This window comes from Aureispira sp. CCB-E (assembly GCF_031326345.1).
Lineage (GTDB): Bacteria > Bacteroidota > Bacteroidia > Chitinophagales > Saprospiraceae > Aureispira.
On the sequence record NZ_CP133671.1, the window covers coordinates 7039261 to 7057848 of the forward strand.

Below are 18588 nucleotides of genomic sequence, written 5' to 3' on the forward strand. Positions count from 1 at the left end.
AGCAGCTACACCAATAACAACCAACAGAACAACTTCCTAATTCGTTCATTAATAGTTATTTTTTTGTAAATAGATCTCATCAAAAATCCGTTCTTAGCTACTCCTTATTATTCCAACAAAGACCGATCTCTCAAGTGATATTCCATCACATAATTATCCTCATCCACATCCATTATAAAAGCTCCCTGCTCGTATAATTCTTCTAACTTTTGCTTGGCTTCATCTATAGAGATTTTCTTTTTCAAGCAAAGTAATGTAGGAGTTAATTTCCCTTTATGGTTGATGGCTAATTGTATCACATCAGCATCTGGGATTTTAATACGTTCTTGTTGTGGTAACTTTATTTTTTGTAATTGACGCTGTTGAGTTTTGTCTCTAAGTCGAGGTTCTTTAAGGTGAATCGTTTGATTGATTACATAAATGTGATTGAATCCTTTTCTAAGAACACTAATGGCTCCATTTTTTTTCAAACGCTGAATCAAAGCTTTCGCCTCATAGATATCAATACCAAAAATAACTACTAATTCTGCTACTGTAACTTGATAATCGTTAACATGCAACAAAATCATTTCCACAATTTCTTTGTCTGACAACGTATCTATGTTCGTTCGAACAGACGAAATCAATGGTACCTCTTCTTTGAGTTGGTATATCGCCTTGCCTGTTCCGCTAGAATCGTAATAACTGCGTAATACCCCTTGATAGGCAAGATGCATAAAACGAACTTTCGCCTCTTTAAGATCCAAAGAAGAAGAAGCAACCAACTGCTCTACAGTTAAAAAATGATTTGCCTGGGTCATCATTTTAAACAAATCTGCGTCTGAAAGTTTATGTTGGCTCGCAGCATGTTGTTTTTTTAATCTATTTTTTGACCAATATACAATGGCTGCAATGAACAGAAAATATAAAATAATACCTATAATAATCAGTGCTACCTTCATTGTTCCAACAAATTTTTATCTCTCAAATAATATTCTACCAACGCATCTTGTTGGTTGACATCTATAATAAACGCCCCTTGCTCGTATAAGTCATCTAGTTTTATTTGCGCTTCTTCTATTGATATGTTTAATTTTAGGCAAACTAATGTTACGGTCAAACGTCCCTTGTGTTCAATAGCTAAACGAAGTATATCCGCATCGGGAATTTTTAATTTTACAATCTCTCGCTCTTGTTTGCTTTCTTTAGGAAGCTTGATCTTAATTGGTGGCGAAGATGATTCAAATTTAGGCGTTCCCTTTATCAAAGGATCTTTTACAACATATATTAACGAAGTTCCTTTCCACAATCGTTTCACCAAACCGCTTTTTTTCAATCGTTCTAGTGTTTGTTTTGCCAATTCGATTTCTATTCCAAAAATGATGACCAATTCTGCAATTGTAATTTGATAATCTTTTGAATAACTCATTACCGCATCAACAATTTCTGTCTCCGTCAAACCTTCTATGCTAATCGGTAAAATATCGTCCTCTGGTAACGCTTCTTTTAGTTGATAAACCGTTCGCATGCCACTACCATCTTGAAATTTTTTCACGATCCCTTTCATCGATAAATAAGCTAATCGATTCGCAGCTTCTTTTTTGCTCAAGGCAGAAACCATTGATAATTGTTTGGCTGTGAGAAAATGATTGGCTCTAGACATTAATTTAAAAATCTCTGCATCTGAAAATTTACTCCTACTTTTCTCATATTGATTTTTGTAATATACCTGAATCATCGGAATACATCCCAAGAGCAAAAACATAATCAAAAAAAATATAAAAGAATCTTCCATTTTTACGCCTTGATTTTTATCTAGTTGGATATACGAATAGCAACTTTCCAAGATAGCAAACTTTTAATCGTTTCGAAATATCTTTGCCCTAAATCCTAATAAACATTTTTTTTAAGTTTTTTTAGGGGAGGTCAAAAACTCAAACGACAGTACTTTAAAACCTTTTTTATACTTAACAAAGAATAAAGATTTACACAACAATGATAATTTACTATTTAATTTTAGTTTATATTGCTTAACTAATACTCCGTTGATTTTTTAGTTTTTCTACGAACCCGTAGACTCACGAAGTAAAAACGTAAAAAAGCATCTTGCATTAATTTGATTGTCAGTCTTTTAGTACAGAGGTCAACAGAAGTGCATCTTGCTGATAAGCAAACTAATACGATTTTTCAACGGAGTAATGCTTAACCATATCCCTAGAAATAAATTGCAACCTATTGAAATCATGGATTTAAAGGGTTCCTTTTTGAGAATACGCCCACATTATTCTGATAAGGTAATAGCTCAAAATCCTTCCGAAGAATCCTCCGTTCTTCTTTATACCATTGATTAATTTTGAAAAAAAGTACTTATGCGATTTAACATTACCTTTAAGCTATTCCTACTCTTTTTGGTAGCTAGTTTAAACAACAACCTTGCTGCTCAAGACAATTTCCCTCATGTAGAAGGAGAAATATTAGTTCGTGTCAAAGATGGTCACTCTATTGCTTGGGTGATCAAAGATTTAGAATTACACAAAGGACTCCAAACACACATCAATAACAAAGCCTTGCTCTCTGAGCACATGAATATTTGGCAATTAACATTTAATAAAGATATTTTAAGTACCTCCAAAATGCTTGCAAAAGCAAGAAACCACCCATCTGTTCATAATGCTCAACTCAACTATATTTTAGAAAAAAGAGTTACCCCTAACGATCCTTCTTACAACCAACAATGGCAGTATGAACAATCATCTAACATCGATTTAGATGCTTCAGCAGCTTGGGATATTACAACAGGTGGTGTCACAGCTTTAGGAGACACTATTGTTATCTGCGTTATTGACGATGGTCTAGAGGTTAGTCACTCTGATTGGGGAAATAATGTTTGGAGAAACAACGGAGAGATTCCTGGCAATGGCATTGATGATGATGGCAATGGTTATATTGACGATTTCCAAGGATGGAATGCCAATGCAAATAATAACAATATTGTAGCTGGAAGTCCTTTTACCAATCATGGGACACCTGTTGCAGGAATCATTGCAGCAAAAGGAAACAATGGTGTGGGCGTAAGTGGTGTCAATTGGGATGCTAAGTTAATGTTTGTCGTTGGAGGTGGAACAAGTGCCAATTCAATTGCAGCATACAGTTACCCTTTAGCTTGCCGAAAACTGTACAACCAAACCAATGGCGCTTCAGGAGCTTTTGTTGTTGCCACGAATGCTTCATGGGGAGTTGACAACCAACAATGTGCAACCTATGCTCCTTTAGTAAATGAATTTTATGATACCTTAGGAGCTTATGGAATTCTCAATGCTGCTGCTACAGCCAATGCCAATAATAACGTTGATGTAACAGGAGATTTTCCAACCAGTTGTGATAGCGATTATTTAATTGCTGTAACCAATATTAACCAAGCAGGAAATAAAGTCAACCAAGCTGGCTATGGTTTAACAACAGTTGACCTAGGAGCGTTTGGTGAAGGTACGTATACCCTAACCATCAACAATGGTTATGGAGGTTTTGGAGGTACTTCTGGAGCTACTCCACATGTCGCTGGAACTATCGGTTTATTATATTCTGCTCCTTGTCCTAGGTTAGCTCTACTAGCACGTACTCAACCTGCTCAAACAGCATTGTTACTCAAACAAATTATTTTAAATTCTACTGTCAGCAATGCTTCTATGCAAGGAACAACAGTTAGTGGGGGAATTTTAAACATGAAAAATGCCTTAGATTCTGTTATGGCTATTGGCTGTTCTCTATCAGGTTGCCACGAACCTTACAATGTGCTTGCCAATACAATTACTGGCAATAGTGCTGTTCTCAATTGGGATCGTGTTGACTCGACAACGCTTTATTACATACGATATAGAGTGGTTGGAAATCCTACTTGGACTTTCGCTTCAGCACCTGATACCTTCTCTATTCTAAACGGCTTAGTAGCTTGTACAAATTATGAGGTAGAAATTGCTGCTGATTGTGATACAACAGCTTATTCTAGCAGCTATAATTTCAAAACAGGAGACTGTTGCGTAGCTCCTAGCAATATTAATGTCGATACAACTGGGCTAACTTCTGCTTCGTTCTCTTGGGCGACAGATCCTTTTGTTACAACTTATAATGTAGAATATAAACTAAAATCTAGTGCCACTTGGCTAACCACCACCACTACTGGAGGAGGAATTATGTTGACAGGTCTAGACAGCTGCGAACTATACGAACTTCGCATTCTTTCTTCTTGTCCTGTCAATGTCAACAACCAATACTCTCCTACCATTGAGTTTGAAACAAATGGATGTGGAAAATGTACTTCTAATAATTACTGTACCTCTTCTGGGCAGAGTTCTGGAGACGATTGGATACAAAACGTAACAATCAACAGTTTAAACAATACAACTGGCAATGATGGAGGCTATATTTCTTTTGTCAATGGGGGACCAACAACAGACTTAGCTCAAGGAGGATCTTATCCTGTTTCTATAGATATTGGATTCAATACAGGTCCTTGGGGAACCAATTGGTTATTAAAAATTTGGATTGATTACAACCAAAATGAGGTCTTTGATTCCAATGAATTAGCCTATGATGCTGGTCAAATTTCATCCGCAATTAACAATCATACAGGAGTTATTAATATACCCAATAATGCCGTTTTAGATAAAACCCGTATGCGAGTTGCTTTGAAATGGGGGAATAATACGACTTTAAATGCATGCGATAACTCTAGCTATGGAGAAACTGAAGATTATTGTATTAACATTACACAACCTACGGGTATTACCATAGAGGAAATAGAGCCAAGTGCCACTCTAAACGTATACCCCAATCCTTTTAATCGTCAGTTAGTCGTTAATATGGATAGTCCTAAAAGTCAAGAAGCTGCTCTTAGTATGAGTACGATTACAGGACAAGAAGTAATTAATATAAACATGCAATTAGACTTGGGAAGCAACCATTTAGAACTACCAACTAGTCGACTTCCTCAAGGTGTTTATTTAGTGCATCTCTTATTAGAAGATGGGTCTATTTTGACACAAAAAGTAGTTAAACAATAGTTTTTTGATAAAGAAAGGGTTTTGCCATTCATTCGAGCATCAACAGCTATTTGATACATCATTACAATATACCAAACCACCTAGATAACAGCTTCTAGGTGGTTTTTTAATAATTCGTTCTAATTTCTGTATTATACCTCTTTTTGTTTATCCACAAAAAAGGCAGCCAACCACCTTTTGTGATTGACTGCCAACTAGAAACACTCAACTTGACCTATACTTAGCTTCTTTAGGGAGTGAACATTTAAAAAGTATAAAATTGAATCATTCCTAGTCTTAAGTAACGTGATTTTCTAATCTAGCCTGCACTTAAATACTAGTCTTTAAATAATCAATAAAAGAGCAAAAAATATTAATTCTTATAGTGTAATAGTTTGTTTAGGTGAAAGAATGGTTTATCATATAAACAGCAACAACCTTTGGTTATTGTATCTTATCTAATTCGTACAAATTATGGGTCTCAATAATCTCAAGTAAATTATCCGTCTCTTGCAATCCCATTTTTTGCAATCCTGAAACCCAAATAGTATAATCATCTCCTGCTACTGCCTTCAATTCTTTAAATGGGGCAGCATCTAATTTCATACTATTGGCACGAAAACTTGTCCATGCGTTTTGGTAGTGTATGTAACAATCATTTTCATACGTTCCTCGTCCTGTTATTCCTTCTGCTAAATGATTATCGGTACAAGTAATATGAAAATGATTGTGCCCGACCTGTGCTAATTCAGAAACACCATAGTTGCTGTGCAAAATAGCCAAGCCTAAAATAACGGAAGCTGGAATACCAAACTTCTTCATCTCTCCTTGCGCTACACTAGCAAAACGAGCAATATAGTTTTCTTTTGCTTCATTTGACAAAGCGACCATATGACTAGGTGTCACTGGATGATTCTCTGTTTCTAATACAGGCTCTGGATAATTCGCATACATCAACATACTTGCTTGGCTATTGGTATTCGTTTTGCTACCAAAATCCAAATTGAATAGAACAATTACCGCAGCAACCGCAACAGCCTTTGGCCAGTGTCTCTTAGACATACCCAGCAAAGCCTCTTTGGTCATCTGACGCTTTAATTGTCGCCACTGCATCGCATAAAATAACGATTGAAAAATATATTTAAGAGATAGTTTTTGAGGTTCCTTTATTTCTTTTGCCAAAACGATATCAGTTTCTGAAACTGTTTCTGTATTTTGTGCTTCAACTTCTAATAAGTCTATCAACTCTTCTGTTGTTGGAGTTGTGTTTTCTGTCACTAACACATCCTCACAAATTTGGATGTTGATATTGTTTGTATTGTTAGTTTCCATTGTTTTAATATTTAGACTTAAATTGATATTCAATTGTTGTGTTGTATTCTTTTGTTGATACAAATATAAAACATTTTGTTTCTAACAACCAAACTTTTGTTTTTATTTTTTAAAACTTTTTGTTTTATGCAACTTTTTTATGCTCATCAAGTAGAAGGAACAACAGCTTTTTTGGATCAAGAAGAAACAAGACATTGTATCAAAACATTGAGAAAGAACATCCATGATGTCATTTCGTTAACAGATGGTTTGGGCAATATGTATGAAGGAAAAATTGTGGACTTCAATAAAAAAAGTTGTACCATCCAAATTATACAACGTATTGAAACGACCGACCAACGAAATTTTAGGTTGCATTTGGCAATTGCTCCTACTAAAAATATCAGTCGTTTAGAATGGTTTTTGGAGAAAACAACAGAACTGGGGATTGACGAAATTACCTTTATATTGTGTCAACGATCAGAACGTAAAAACATTCGCTTAGATCGCTTAGAAAAAGTTGTCCTTGCTGCTGCCAAACAATCTCTTAAAAGTATCTTTCCAAAAATCAATGATTTAACTAAATTCAAAGACTTTCTACCAGCAGCTAATAACGCGACCTTCAAAGGCATTGCACATTGTAATACTCCCAACCTTCCTCATTTAAAGAAGGTATTAAATCCCAATGTTAAAGAAGTTTTATTGTTGATAGGACCTGAAGGCGACTTTTCAGAAGAAGAAGTTGCTTGGGCCAAAGATAGTGGTTTTGAAGAAATAGGTCTAGGAACAAGTCGCTTGCGCACAGAGACAGCAGGTATTGCAGCCTGTCACACGGTTCACTTGCTGCATATTTAATGGTATCAATCGTTCGTTAAAAAACAATCAAAGGTAGATCCTAGTGGGATCTACCAACAGTGAAAATTATAGTTACAAAAGATAAGTAAATTCAGGCTACAACATTAATTTTCTAAATTGTATACGGTCGTATTTCCTTCTATTACTTGCTTTAATCCTTCTATATTCTTTTCTTCCTGCTCTTGAAACGAACCTCCTAACAACTCCATCCATGCAAACATAGAACGCATAAAAATATTTTTGCCGCTCACTTTTGACTCTGTTTTTACCTTTGTTTTCCCCTCGATTTCTGAAAAAGAAGTAGTTTGCTCAAAAAACATCATATCACTATCAAAATCCAAGCGAATAAAATCAAATTTTTTCTTATCAACAATCGTTTCAATCATCTCAAAATCAGGCTGCTCCTCATCTGGCTTGACCACAACTCTATATTGGCTTCCAATTTCACCCTGCTCACCACTAATTAACTCCATGCTCTTAAATCCTTCTAGCCACTGGTCATACTTTGACTTATCTTTGTGAACAGCCCAAGCTTCTTTCAAAGGTTTATCTACTATTATTTCATGCCCATAATTTACAGAAGGTTTTAGAACCCCAGCAGCTAAAAAGAGTACAATAAATCCTAAAAGGAAGTATAATAAGTATTTTAAGAATTTCATTTTTTATGTTTTTTGTTAAAATAGTACTCCTCTGAAATAAACTAACAATAGTTAGCTACACTACTGTTACGTGGTTTCAACGAGCTATTGATTAATAAGAGACACACTAAATACGGAAAATAAACATTTTTGTTTCATTTTACCATTTTTTGTTTCACCAAAAACAAGAGATTTCAATTAACAATTGCCCCAAAAGACGAAAAGTGCTGCTCAATTAAGAACAACACTTTTCTTTCACCCATAAAAATAACTCTAAGCTGCGGCGTCTCTAGCTACCACAGCCTATGAAACTTCCTAAAAAACAATTCTATTCTTCAAATTAGGCAAAAGACCTAATTATACTTTTTCTTTTTTTTAGAGGAATAAAGCCTCTTTTTTTAATTTCAACTCGTTATATACTAAAAGGCTTCAAAAGTGCCATAGAAAGGGAAAACCTAGGGAGTTTTGCCCTCTCTACAGCTACAAAACTAAGCTTGGGATAAAATATTACTTTTTGAAGTATACAGAACCGTAATCTAACACTTCATCAAGACGCCAATATTTTATTTCTTTTTCTAAAAAAATCTTTTTTTGCTGTAATATTCACTTACTTATTTCAAGCAGAAAAAAGAAAATCTTATATTATTAAAAATATATAACTTTTTAAATAACAACAATATAACTTCATAAAAACAATCACTCGTTGTTACATTTATATACATTGAAAATAGTGTGCCAAAAAAATAATTACCGTCTTAATATTTTGTGAAAAAGATTTAAAAACTGTTATCATTTTATAGAAAGAACCTCTACTCAAAACTGTTTATCAAATACTTATCATTATTTCGAGCAAAAAATTCTTTTATTAAAAATAATCAGAGTTAGCTACGCTGCCTACTTTCAAAAAACTTTTAACGGAGTAATTAAAATTATTTTAGCCGCTCTTAAAAATATAAATCCTCTTGGTTTTCAACTGATAAGCTGTTTATAAATAATTGAGATAAAAAAACAGGCTAGACAAGCATTCCAATTTAATCTCTTATATTTGGCTATCCTAAATCTTCTAATCATTTAGTAGGTGATGGAGACTATTAAACTTAATAACAGTATAACAATGCAACAAACGTTTCTAAAGTACCTCTTACTTACTATTATTGCTTATTCTATCTTTCAGCTAACTGCTTGTAAAAAAGATCAATTTATAACTACAACGGGGGCTGGTCTAGAATTTTCACTAGATACATTAACTTTTGATACTGTATTTACTAATATGGGAAGTGCCACACGCCGCTTCAAAGTTTACAACCCACACAATCAGATTATTCGAATTAACAATGTCTATTTAGGAGGTGGAGAACCCTCTGATTTTAATATCAATATTGATGGTTTTACAGGCGTGGCAAGTTCTGACATAGAGATTCCTGCCAAGGATAGTATTTATATCTTTGCTAATGTTTTTATTGATCCGAATGACGGCGATGCTGTCCGAAAAGATTCTATTCTATTTGAAACAGACGGTGGAGGCACACAAAAAGTAATGCTTTATGCCTATGGTTGGAATGCCAATTATACAGGGAAGGTAGGTTTTTTGACAACGTACAATGATACCACGGTAACCTTAACCAATACCAAGCCTCATATTTTTATGGGTATTGTAGCCTTTGAAAATAATTCTTGCTTAGTTATTCCTGGTGGTACTGAAATCTATATGTTTGGAGGTCCTACTTCAAGACCTGGCGAACGAGCTATGATTTATATTGGCAATAATTCTTGTATCCGCTCAAATGTAGGAGGAGATTTGAACAATCCTGTTGTTTTAAAAACGCATCGACTAGAAGAAGACTACCAATTAATTCCTTTCCACCACAATGGCATTCGATTAGGTCCTGGTAGTCGAGATAATATTATACACGGCACTATTATTAGAAATGCAGTAGATGGTATTTTTGTCGACTCGTTTACAGTCAATGGTAGTCCTAAATTAGAATTGAAGAATAGCAAAATTTATAATGTCGATCGCTCTGCTGTCTTGGCTAGAGGCTCTTATGTTACAATGACCAATACCGTTCTTGCCAACTCTAATCAGTTTAATTTTATCGGAATTCGAGGCGGTGCCTATAATTTTAGAAACTGTACCTTTGCCAATGTTGGTGCAGGCTTGGTTAGCAGAAGTGAACCTGTACTTAGTTTTAGAGACTATGAAATTGTCGTTGATAATAATGGCAATGAAATTCCTATCAAATCACAGGGAGAGGCTTATTTTACAAATTGTATCATTTATGGTAATAAAAGCGAAGAAGTTGAAATACTAACGTTGGATAATCCTCCTGCCGATTTTTATTATGAGTTTAACAATTGCTTGATGAAGGTAGATACGTTTAGTCAAAATATGATCAACTGTATCACCAATCAAGATCCTTTGTTTGTCGATGAAGATAATTTTAATTATCAAATTGATTCTGTGGATTCTCCTGCTAATAATGCAGGACTGCCTACTACCATGAATTTTCCTTCTAACTGGAGAATCTTAACAGGACTACCTGGTATCACAAGCCCTTTCTTAGATATTATTGGACAACAGAGAGAATCAACTCCTGCCATCGGAGCCTATGCAATCCCCAACTAAAAATTATAAACAAATTAATTTTTTCAACCTTCTAATGTCCTAAAGTATGTCTCTTGTATTCAAAGAAAAACAAAAGCTTAGCGGCTGGCTACTATGGTTGATAACTATTATTTTGGTTGGTATAGGTATGTTGATCCTCTATGGAATTTATCAACAAATTATACTTGGACAACCTTTTGGAGATAAGCCTAGTTCTGACCTTTCTTTGATTGTAATAGCTAGTATGATCTTAGGCTTGCTTATTTTCTTTTGGACACTCAATCTAAAAACAGAAATCAATAACACTGAAATTAAAATCCATTTTTTTCCACTTACCAAAAGAGTAATAAAATGGAACAATGTTCAAAAAGCGCAGGTGGTAGATTATGGATTTATAGGCGGTTGGGGGCTTCGCCTAAGTTCACAATACGGCACAGTTTATAATGCTTCTGGAACAATGGGACTGGCGATAGAACTAAAGAACGGAACAAAACTTTTAATTGGTACACAGAAAAGCGATGCATTAGCCCAATATGTTCAACAATTGGAACCATTTAGTTGAGTTAGTGTCATAAACGGCTGCTTATGCCTTTTGTAAAGTGGTCGTAATTTTTCGTTTTCGTTCTACTAAAAATTTAAATACTAAAATATTCCCCGCAACCAGTAAGAATGAATACAGGATATCTTCTGCGGGGATTGTCCCCCAACGGTATCCTATATTTTGAGCATTATCGTACCAAACAATTGGTGCTGGTGTAAATGATCCTGTTAAAATACTATTCATAATAAAAAATGGAATCATTGACAGCAAAACAGCTATGGGTAAGTAAGGATAATTATTTCGTTTGATCCACAAATAGCCTCCTAAGAAAAAAGCAATAATCGCTACCATTGTACTATACCAACGCCCCATTCCCAAAACTAAAATAACAATAGCATACAGCAGCATTCCAACATAAAACACGAGGTTAAAGGTTTTGAAATCAATTTTTGTAAAATACGCTCGACAACAGGCGTACACAAAAGTACAAGCATACGGAACGACCACAAAAAATAGCACTTCTTCTATCGGCAAATTAAGTAAATAATATCCTGTTAAGTAATCAGGATTAAAGCCCCATATGCCCATTTCTGTAAAGAAGTAATCGTGAATTAAAAATGGTACTCCAATCGCAAACAAGGCTCCAAATGTAGCGCCCCAATCACCAACATAATGTACTTTTTTGTCAAAACTCAACAAAAAGGGAAATATAATAACTCCTAAATCTAATAGCAAGTACAAGGTATTCATCTTTTTTTCTTTTGTTCTTGATAAAACTTACGAGGAACAACCAATAAACCAAAACAACTGCCCTCTTCTTTAAAACGGTTTTTATGATGCACCTTATGTGCTTTTCGAAGTGCCTTAAAATAAGGATTCTGTACCTTATCGAACCACTTAAATCGTCTATGAATCAGTACGTCATGTACTAAAAAATAAGTGACCCCATACGCCAAAATACCAAATCCAAACCCAACAGAAAAGGTATTGCCCCACATCATTCCTAACATAATACACAACCAACTTGGAATGGCATACACTAAGAAAAAGGCGTCGTTTTTCTCAAAAAAAGTATTGGGGTCGGGTTGGTGGTGATCTTCATGCAAAAACCACAAAAAACCATGCATGATATATTTGTGGGTAAACCAAGCCATAAATTCCATCCCAAAGAAAGCTAGTAGAAATGGGATTAGATAAGTCAGTATAGTCATCATATCTATAGTTATAATATTTTTCTTAATCCTTTTTTTAGAAATTTAGTTTGCCAACAAACTATTTGTTTACAACACATTCAAAATACAGAAAAACAAGAGCCAAATATAAAACAAGAAATAAGCTGTCGCATTTACCTTTTTGACATTCAACAAATAGACACTTGCAAATAGCACAGAAAAAATAAACCAACACACATAATTGAACAAAGGAATAATCCCATGCTCCCAATTCCAAAAATTATATTTCATAGCGACAGGTTCAATAAAATAATCCAGCACAACACACAGCAAACCAGCCACTACGGCTTTCAACATCCATGGCATTGTTTTAGGAATCCATTGAAGCACAAAATGGACACTAGTAGCAACAACGCAATACCAATTTAAGCCCAACACAACAGGCACTCCATATAGTTTTACCCCTAACTCATGTCCATAATCATAATTGCCAAATAACAAGCCTGTATTAACACCAATCGCCTCAACCGTAAAACCACCTACAACAATTCCTAACAACAAATAGGTTTCTGTTCTCCAGTTCTCAGAAGAAAAAAGAATAAGTAAGGCGCACAAAATCATATTTAGTCCTGACAAACCTTCTACTCGATCTGGATAAAGAAAAATTCCTAACCCAATTAGATGAAAGAGTACCAAAATCCAAGGAGCATAAGACTCCAACTTAACCTGTATCGTGTTAACGTTCATTGGCAATTAATTTATCAACAATTTTTGCGGATTGAATAGACAATGGAATCCCTCCTCCTGGGTGAACGGTTCCACCACAAAAATAAATTTCTTTGTATTTTTTAGAAAAATTAGGATGCCTTGTCAAAGCAGCCATTTTGGAATTAGACGCAGCTCCATACAAAGCCCCTTCTATTGCCCCTGTATCCAATTCAATACCTTTGGGTGTCCATACCTTTTCTGTTTGAATATAGGGAGTTACTTCTTTGTTTAACATCTGTTCGATGCGTTTTAAGATAGCACTTTTAATAATGGCTGTTTGTTCCTTATTGATCTCTATTCCAGCTGGAACATTGAGCATCACAAACCAATTTTCACCATCTTGCGGAGCATCTTGCGGATTCACTTTTGAACTAATGTGCACATATATTGTCCCTTCTAATGGAATATTTTTTTCTTCAAAAATCAATTCAAACTCTCGTTGATAATCTTCACTAAAAAAAATATTGTGCAAGCCTAATTCTGCAAATTGTTTTTGAATACCCCAATAAAAAATAATTGCCGAACTAGACCGTTCTTGGCGATGGTACTTTTTAGCTAGGGTTTTGTCCTTGAGCACCTCTTTATAAAATTGAACACAATCAATAGCGCTTACCAATCTTTTACAATGGTAATGGGGATTTTCATTGATACAATATCCTTTTTTTATCTTTTCTACCTTGTCAATCGAAACCCCAAATTCAAACTCTATCCCAACTTCCTTTGCCAATTGGTACAATCCATCCACAATAGAACGCATGCCTCCTTTTGGAAAAAAAGTGCCTACATTTTGTTCTAAATGTGGAATCATACTCAAAATTCCCGATGCTTTATAGGGATTTGAACCATTGTAGGTAGCATAACGATCAAAAATTTGAACCAACCTTGGCTCTTTTAGTTGAGTTGCATTAAGTCGATGTAAGGAAGTAAATAAATTGGTTCTAAAAATCTGTGGTAGCATCTTTAATAATTTCCCCCAAGGCAATCCGCTAGGTTTATGGATGGCATTTTCCAATGAAATTACCCCAATGGAATTGTATTTCTCTGCACTACGTTCCATATAAGAATCAATAACCTTGGTATCAATTCCCAGTTTTTCAGATAGTTCTTTTTTTAGCTTTGTCCGATTGGTATAAAAGTTCAATTGTGTCTTATCACTAAAAAAATAACGACAAGCCTCTTCTTCTTCTTTGTACTGATAATAATCTATAGGATTTTTGTCATATAATTCATACAATTCATCTACCAATTGAGGCATTGTAAACAAAGACGGTCCCGTATCCCAACGATAGCCCATAGATTCGTATTGATTCATTTTGCCCCCTACGTAACTATTTTTTTCCAAGACCAATACTTTATCACCACGTTTTTTTAAACGCAATGCAACCGCAATTCCTGCTATTCCCGCTCCTATAACAATGGCATCGTACATAATGATTATAGATTATAACACGTTAAAAGAATGTCTTAGATAAGATTTTACATACAAATAGTATTTCGAATAATTAGGAATTCGAATGCGCTGAGAAATCAAATCGTTAACGGTTTTTGCTTTGATTTTTTTAAGCAAGTTATAATAATACGTATAAGCTACATAAACCCCAAATCGAGAGGATCGTGGCAGCATCAGCACTCCTTTATAAGCTTCTAAAAACTCTTGTTCTATTTCTTCTTCTATCGATAATTTGTTTTCAAGTGTCAAACCTTCTACATCCCCCACATTAGGAAAATAGATTCTTCCCAATGCTCCCCAATCATCCTTCAAGTCTCTTAGGAAGTTAATTTTTTGAAAAGCAGAGCCTAATTTCATAGCATAAGGCTTTAGTTTTTGATACTGCTCCTCATCCCCATAAACAAAAATCTTTAAACACATCAACCCTACAACTTCTGCTGATCCTAGAATGTATTCTTCATACAATTCTTGCGTATATTCTATGGGTTGTAAATCCATTTCCATACTTCTGAAAAATTTCTCAATCAAATCTAGGTCAATTTGATATTTATTCACAGCTGCCTGAAAAGAGTTTAAAACGGCATTTAAAGAGATCCCTCTATCAATTGCCTTGTACGTATCTGCTTTAAACTCTGCCAATAGTTCTTCTTTTTTGTAACCATGAAAAGAATCTACAATTTCATCCGCAAATCGGACCATTCCATAAATAGCATGGACATCATCTCGAATGTTTTCATCCAAAGTAGAAACACTTTTATAAAATGAAGTGCTATAAATCTTTGTAACATTCACTGAAGCACCTCTTGATAATTCGTCGAATAATGATTTCATTGGAAATAAGTTTAAGTATTGTTGATTAATAACGATTACCAACCTTTCAAAGAAGGAAGCAACAAAAACACATCTTTTCTGATAATCAACTATGTAGCACTCTAATACCACGAAATAGCAGCGAACCGAGCTGTGCGAGCTCACGACCGTAGGGAGTAACAAAGCTAACTAAAAGCAAAGCGCTCACGAAGTGAACTGATATGTTTTCTTCACGAAATAATGGTTGATATAAGCCTAGTGTCCTTTTTTTAGGGTAGCAGCTTTTTTCATAACTAATTTTGCCGCTACTTTGCCCGAAATTAAGGCAGGAGGAACACCTGGACCGGGAACCGTTAGTTGCCCACAAAAAACAAGGTTATCTAGTTTAGAAGTTATTTTTGGTTTTAAATTGGCCGTTTGCATTAAGGTATTGGCCAATCCATACGCATTACCTTTGTAAGAATTATAATCTTGCTTAAAGTCATTGATACAGTAAGAACGCTTGTATATAATATGCGACCGAATAGATTGACCTGTATGACGTTCCATTCGTTCCAACATAATGTCTAAATATTTCTCTCGAAGGGTCTCGTTGTCCTCTACATCTGGTGCCAAAGGCATGAGTAAAAATACATTCTCCTTTCCTTCTGGTGCTACATCAGGGTCGGTTTTAGAGGTTACACAGGCATAAAACAAGGGGCTATCTGGCCAATCTGGCTGATCATAAATTTGTTTGCCATGTTCCACCAAATCTTCGTCAAAAAACAAATTATGATGCTCTACCCCTTCCAGTTTTTTATTAACTCCCAAGTAATAAATTAAAGAGCTTGGAGCCATTTTTCGTTTATCCCAATATTCGGGACTGTATCGTCTGTATGCTTTGGGAATTAGTTGCTGTTCCACAAAATTATAGTCTGCGCCTGCAACTACCTGTTCTACTTTTTTTGAAACGCCTTCAAAGTGAAGGTCTGTTACTTTTCCATTCGCGCAGGTAAAACTTGTAACAGGGCTATTCAAGTGAAATACAGCACCATGTTTCTCTGCAATTTTCTTAAGCCCTTGCGCCAATTGTTGCATCCCTCCTTTGGGATACCAAGTTCCTAACTTTAGATCCGCATAATTCATTAAGGTATACAAAGAAGGAATTCGATGAGGCATCTCTCCCAAAAATAACACAGGAAATCTTAAAATAGAACGTGCCTTATGTGATTCAAAACGATTACAAACATCTTTTTCGACCGATTTGAACAAGTCTAGTTTAAAGAAGTTTTTAAACACTTCTACATCAATCAATTCCAAGAGGCTTAAGCCTGGTTTTTCCAAGAATTTTTCTGTCCCTACCTTATACTTAATTTGTGCATCGTCTAAAAATTGCTTTAATTTTTTCCCTCCATCTTTTTCAAGATCATCAAATACTCGATATAATGCGTCCATACTGGCAGGCATATCGGTATAAGATCTGTCGTTCCAAAACACTCGGTAAGAAGGATCTAATCGCTCTAAAGTTATGTAATCTTCCCTTTTTTCGCCTAAATCTTCAAAAATCTTATCAATAAGATCGGGCATCCAATACCAAGAAGGTCCCATATCAAAGGTAAACCCCTCGACACTAAACGTACGAGCTCGACCACCTACCATCTCATTTTTTTCATGAACATGGACTTCGTGTCCATTTTTAGCTAAAAAGCAAGCAGCAACTAAACCTGCAAAACCTGAACCTATAATATCAATTTGCATTTTTCCGTTTTTGTACAATTCAATAGAACTCTCACCAATACTTGAGAATATCCTATGGAACATAGAACGGATTATTTTGTTTAACAAAAAAGTATTTTTTCGTAAAAAAAGTTAAACAAAAGCTATGTTTTCATACTAAAGCTTATACTTTGAAGGCAAATTTCTGTTGTTTTTTTATCCTTTGGGCGGATTCATCAACTTAATATGTTCGTTTTATACTTCTATTTTCTCACTTGTTCCAACAGCCATTCTCGTTCTGCTAAGGGATGCGTATTAGCGATTTCTTGCTTCATTTTCTTTCGTACTTCTTTGTCAAAATTAGGCGTACTCAACAATTTTTTAACCCAACTAATCAGATTAGCATAATGCGTTTTATGATAACTCAGCTCTTTTTTTCGATTCAAAAAAATTCGGAAACTCTCTAACAAAGCTTCCAATGCATCCCAATAACCTTGTTGATAATATAATTTTAAGAGCATCACCTTTGCACCAATATTCAACATAATATCGTCATAATCTGCCTGAATTAACAGTTCCATTGTTTGATTAAAATCCCCTCTAGCAAATGTCAACCTCGCCAAGCTATAATCTCGATAATTACTCTTAGAATCACCTTTAAGTTTCAGGGCATACAGTGGTATAAAGTCATCCAGCCATTCGTATTCCTTCAAAATAATACCTAGAGAGACAATATTTTTATAAGCAAAGTGACTCATTTCATTTTGTTCAATCAGCAAATTTTCTTCTAACCCCTTTTTATAAAGTCGGAAGGCTTCTTGCATATAAAATTGACTTCCTGTATTAATCTGCTTAATCGCATAATTTAAAGCCATTAATAAAATTTCTCGCTGTTCTTTTGCTCCTAGCCAATCGTATTGCTCTAAGTAATAGTTAAGTGCCTGAAAATGCTGTTCCTCCTCTGGATTGTTGAGAGTTTGATAACCATGATAATAAATCATAAGAATTGGCGAGGAAGAATAATCATGGTGTTCTACTTCTTGCAAGACACTATCTAATAAAGGAACGTTATAATCTGTTTTTTTCAAACTTTGCTGACTACGTGCCGTATAAGCATATCGCAACGTTGTGATCATAAAAAACAGACTCGCCTGTTTGGTTATTTCGGTTATATTGGTTGCTCTTGTCCTATTTTGAGTGCCTTCCAAATCAAATTTCAAGACTTCTAATTCATACTTGTGATAATAGTATGCTTCATCGAGTGGAACACTTTTATTTAGATACTTTGTAGCTTTTTTCAGGCTTTGAGTAGCAGGTTTCAATAATTTTCTATCTCTATAGGCTTTTACCAATTTTTTTTCGTGTTCAAAAGAGATATTTTTTACCATTTTATAGCTGACAAATTCTTCTAGCACTTTTAAACTCGAAGACATAATATGACGCATTCTTAAATCATCGTATGGTTTATTCTGATACAGGTATTTCCAAGCACGTTCTTTTTTAAGTGTCGTTGCATTTAACTGATACCTAGTAAATAAAAAATCAAACAGTTTGGACACATCCTTATGTTCATTATGAATAGGCGATTGCACCCATTTCTTTAAATCTCGAAGATCTTTTTTATCTATCTTTTTAAAAACAGTAACTAGCTTAGATTTTTGCATCATTTTAATCATTTATATCAGACAATATATAAAAAATGTACATCATTTCTAATCAAACTTC

General features: G+C 34.8%; 16 protein-coding genes. 5 read left to right on the forward strand and 11 right to left on the reverse strand.

The genetic code is table 11. From position 1 onward, the window contains the following. Positions 1–107: 107 nt before the first annotated feature. Positions 108–941 carry a hypothetical protein gene (locus QP953_RS27220; RefSeq protein WP_052599075.1) on the reverse strand — a complete coding sequence of 278 codons (834 nt, stop codon included), beginning with the start codon at positions 939–941 and terminating at the stop codon, positions 108–110. Continuing rightward, positions 938–1774, reverse strand: a complete 837-nt coding sequence (locus QP953_RS27225) for a hypothetical protein (protein ID WP_309553510.1) — start codon at positions 1772–1774, stop codon at positions 938–940. The genes QP953_RS27220 and QP953_RS27225 overlap by 4 nt, the downstream gene beginning before the upstream one ends. Before the next feature lie 403 nt (positions 1775–2177). Here QP953_RS27225 and QP953_RS27230 point away from each other — a divergent pair, with 403 nt between their 5' ends. Next, positions 2178–2330, forward strand: a complete 153-nt coding sequence (locus QP953_RS27230; protein ID WP_309553511.1) for a hypothetical protein — start codon at positions 2178–2180, stop codon at positions 2328–2330. Between the two features lie 18 nt (positions 2331–2348). Next, positions 2349–5039: a S8 family serine peptidase gene (locus QP953_RS27235; RefSeq protein WP_309553512.1), complete on the forward strand. Its 2691-nt coding sequence runs from the start codon at positions 2349–2351 to the stop codon at positions 5037–5039. A gap of 423 nt (positions 5040–5462) precedes the next feature. Here the strand turns inward: QP953_RS27235 and QP953_RS27240 are convergent, their stop codons facing one another. Further along, positions 5463–6350: a glucosaminidase domain-containing protein gene (locus QP953_RS27240; RefSeq protein ID WP_309553513.1), complete on the reverse strand. Its 888-nt coding sequence runs from the start codon at positions 6348–6350 to the stop codon at positions 5463–5465. Between the two features lie 126 nt (positions 6351–6476). Here QP953_RS27240 and QP953_RS27245 point away from each other — a divergent pair, with 126 nt between their 5' ends. Continuing rightward, positions 6477–7184 carry a 16S rRNA (uracil(1498)-N(3))-methyltransferase gene (locus QP953_RS27245; protein ID WP_052599071.1) on the forward strand — a complete coding sequence of 236 codons (708 nt, stop codon included), beginning with the start codon at positions 6477–6479 and terminating at the stop codon, positions 7182–7184. Between the two features lie 104 nt (positions 7185–7288). On the opposite strand, the gene QP953_RS27250 is transcribed toward QP953_RS27245, so the two are convergent. Continuing rightward, on the reverse strand, positions 7289–7843 hold the full coding sequence (locus QP953_RS27250) for a hypothetical protein (RefSeq protein WP_309553514.1): 555 nt from the start codon (positions 7841–7843) through the stop codon (positions 7289–7291). A 1093-nt stretch (positions 7844–8936) separates the two neighbouring features. Between QP953_RS27250 and QP953_RS27255 the strand changes: the two genes are divergently transcribed. Further along, positions 8937–10448 carry a right-handed parallel beta-helix repeat-containing protein gene (locus QP953_RS27255; RefSeq protein WP_052599069.1) on the forward strand — a complete coding sequence of 504 codons (1512 nt, stop codon included), beginning with the start codon at positions 8937–8939 and terminating at the stop codon, positions 10446–10448. A 46-nt stretch (positions 10449–10494) separates the two neighbouring features. Beyond that, positions 10495–10989 carry a hypothetical protein gene (locus QP953_RS27260; RefSeq protein ID WP_309553515.1) on the forward strand — a complete coding sequence of 165 codons (495 nt, stop codon included), beginning with the start codon at positions 10495–10497 and terminating at the stop codon, positions 10987–10989. A gap of 21 nt (positions 10990–11010) precedes the next feature. On the opposite strand, the gene QP953_RS27265 is transcribed toward QP953_RS27260, so the two are convergent. The 7 genes from QP953_RS27265 to QP953_RS27295 form a co-directional block, all read right to left on the reverse strand. Beyond that, positions 11011–11718: a lycopene cyclase domain-containing protein gene (locus QP953_RS27265; RefSeq protein ID WP_309553516.1), complete on the reverse strand. Its 708-nt coding sequence runs from the start codon at positions 11716–11718 to the stop codon at positions 11011–11013. Continuing rightward, on the reverse strand, positions 11715–12182 hold the full coding sequence (locus QP953_RS27270) for a sterol desaturase family protein (RefSeq protein WP_309553517.1): 468 nt from the start codon (positions 12180–12182) through the stop codon (positions 11715–11717). Before QP953_RS27270 ends, QP953_RS27265 begins: the two co-directional genes overlap by 4 nt. Before the next feature lie 66 nt (positions 12183–12248). Continuing rightward, on the reverse strand, positions 12249–12887 hold the full coding sequence (locus tag QP953_RS27275) for a carotenoid biosynthesis protein (protein WP_309553518.1): 639 nt from the start codon (positions 12885–12887) through the stop codon (positions 12249–12251). Then, on the reverse strand, positions 12877–14337 hold the full coding sequence (gene crtD / locus QP953_RS27280; RefSeq protein ID WP_309553519.1) for a 1-hydroxycarotenoid 3,4-desaturase CrtD: 1461 nt from the start codon (positions 14335–14337) through the stop codon (positions 12877–12879). Before crtD ends, QP953_RS27275 begins: the two co-directional genes overlap by 11 nt. 12 nt (positions 14338–14349) lie before the next feature. Continuing rightward, positions 14350–15189, reverse strand: a complete 840-nt coding sequence (locus tag QP953_RS27285; protein ID WP_052599063.1) for a phytoene/squalene synthase family protein — start codon at positions 15187–15189, stop codon at positions 14350–14352. A 234-nt stretch (positions 15190–15423) separates the two neighbouring features. After that, the gene (locus tag QP953_RS27290) at positions 15424–16905 is read right to left on the reverse strand and encodes a phytoene desaturase family protein (RefSeq protein ID WP_309553520.1); all 1482 of its coding nucleotides are present in this window, start codon (positions 16903–16905) and stop codon (positions 15424–15426) included. 221 nt (positions 16906–17126) lie between these two features. Beyond that, complete coding sequence (locus QP953_RS27295; RefSeq protein WP_309553521.1) at positions 17127–18530, reverse strand: hypothetical protein; 1404 nt, start codon at positions 18528–18530, stop codon at positions 17127–17129. Positions 18531–18588 lie beyond the last annotated feature (58 nt).

Coding starts and splice junctions, on each gene's coding strand:
- QP953_RS27240 (WP_309553513.1), bottom strand. CDS start 6,350: ATGGAAACTAACAATACAAACAATATCAACATCCAAATTTGTGAGGAT.
- QP953_RS27265 (WP_309553516.1), bottom strand. CDS start 11,718: ATGAATACCTTGTACTTGCTATTAGATTTAGGAGTTATTATATTTCCC.
- QP953_RS27245 (WP_052599071.1), top strand. CDS start 6,477: ATGCAACTTTTTTATGCTCATCAAGTAGAAGGAACAACAGCTTTTTTG.
- QP953_RS27275 (WP_309553518.1), bottom strand. CDS start 12,887: ATGAACGTTAACACGATACAGGTTAAGTTGGAGTCTTATGCTCCTTGG.
- QP953_RS27225 (WP_309553510.1), bottom strand. CDS start 1,774: ATGGAAGATTCTTTTATATTTTTTTTGATTATGTTTTTGCTCTTGGGA.
- QP953_RS27285 (WP_052599063.1), bottom strand. CDS start 15,189: ATGAAATCATTATTCGACGAATTATCAAGAGGTGCTTCAGTGAATGTT.
- QP953_RS27270 (WP_309553517.1), bottom strand. CDS start 12,182: ATGATGACTATACTGACTTATCTAATCCCATTTCTACTAGCTTTCTTT.
- QP953_RS27255 (WP_052599069.1), top strand. CDS start 8,937: ATGCAACAAACGTTTCTAAAGTACCTCTTACTTACTATTATTGCTTAT.
- QP953_RS27290 (WP_309553520.1), bottom strand. CDS start 16,905: ATGCAAATTGATATTATAGGTTCAGGTTTTGCAGGTTTAGTTGCTGCT.
- QP953_RS27230 (WP_309553511.1), top strand. CDS start 2,178: ATGCTTAACCATATCCCTAGAAATAAATTGCAACCTATTGAAATCATG.
- QP953_RS27235 (WP_309553512.1), top strand. CDS start 2,349: ATGCGATTTAACATTACCTTTAAGCTATTCCTACTCTTTTTGGTAGCT.
- QP953_RS27220 (WP_052599075.1), bottom strand. CDS start 941: ATGAAGGTAGCACTGATTATTATAGGTATTATTTTATATTTTCTGTTC.
- QP953_RS27250 (WP_309553514.1), bottom strand. CDS start 7,843: ATGAAATTCTTAAAATACTTATTATACTTCCTTTTAGGATTTATTGTA.
- crtD (WP_309553519.1), bottom strand. CDS start 14,337: ATGTACGATGCCATTGTTATAGGAGCGGGAATAGCAGGAATTGCGGTT.
- QP953_RS27260 (WP_309553515.1), top strand. CDS start 10,495: ATGTCTCTTGTATTCAAAGAAAAACAAAAGCTTAGCGGCTGGCTACTA.
- QP953_RS27295 (WP_309553521.1), bottom strand. CDS start 18,530: ATGATGCAAAAATCTAAGCTAGTTACTGTTTTTAAAAAGATAGATAAA.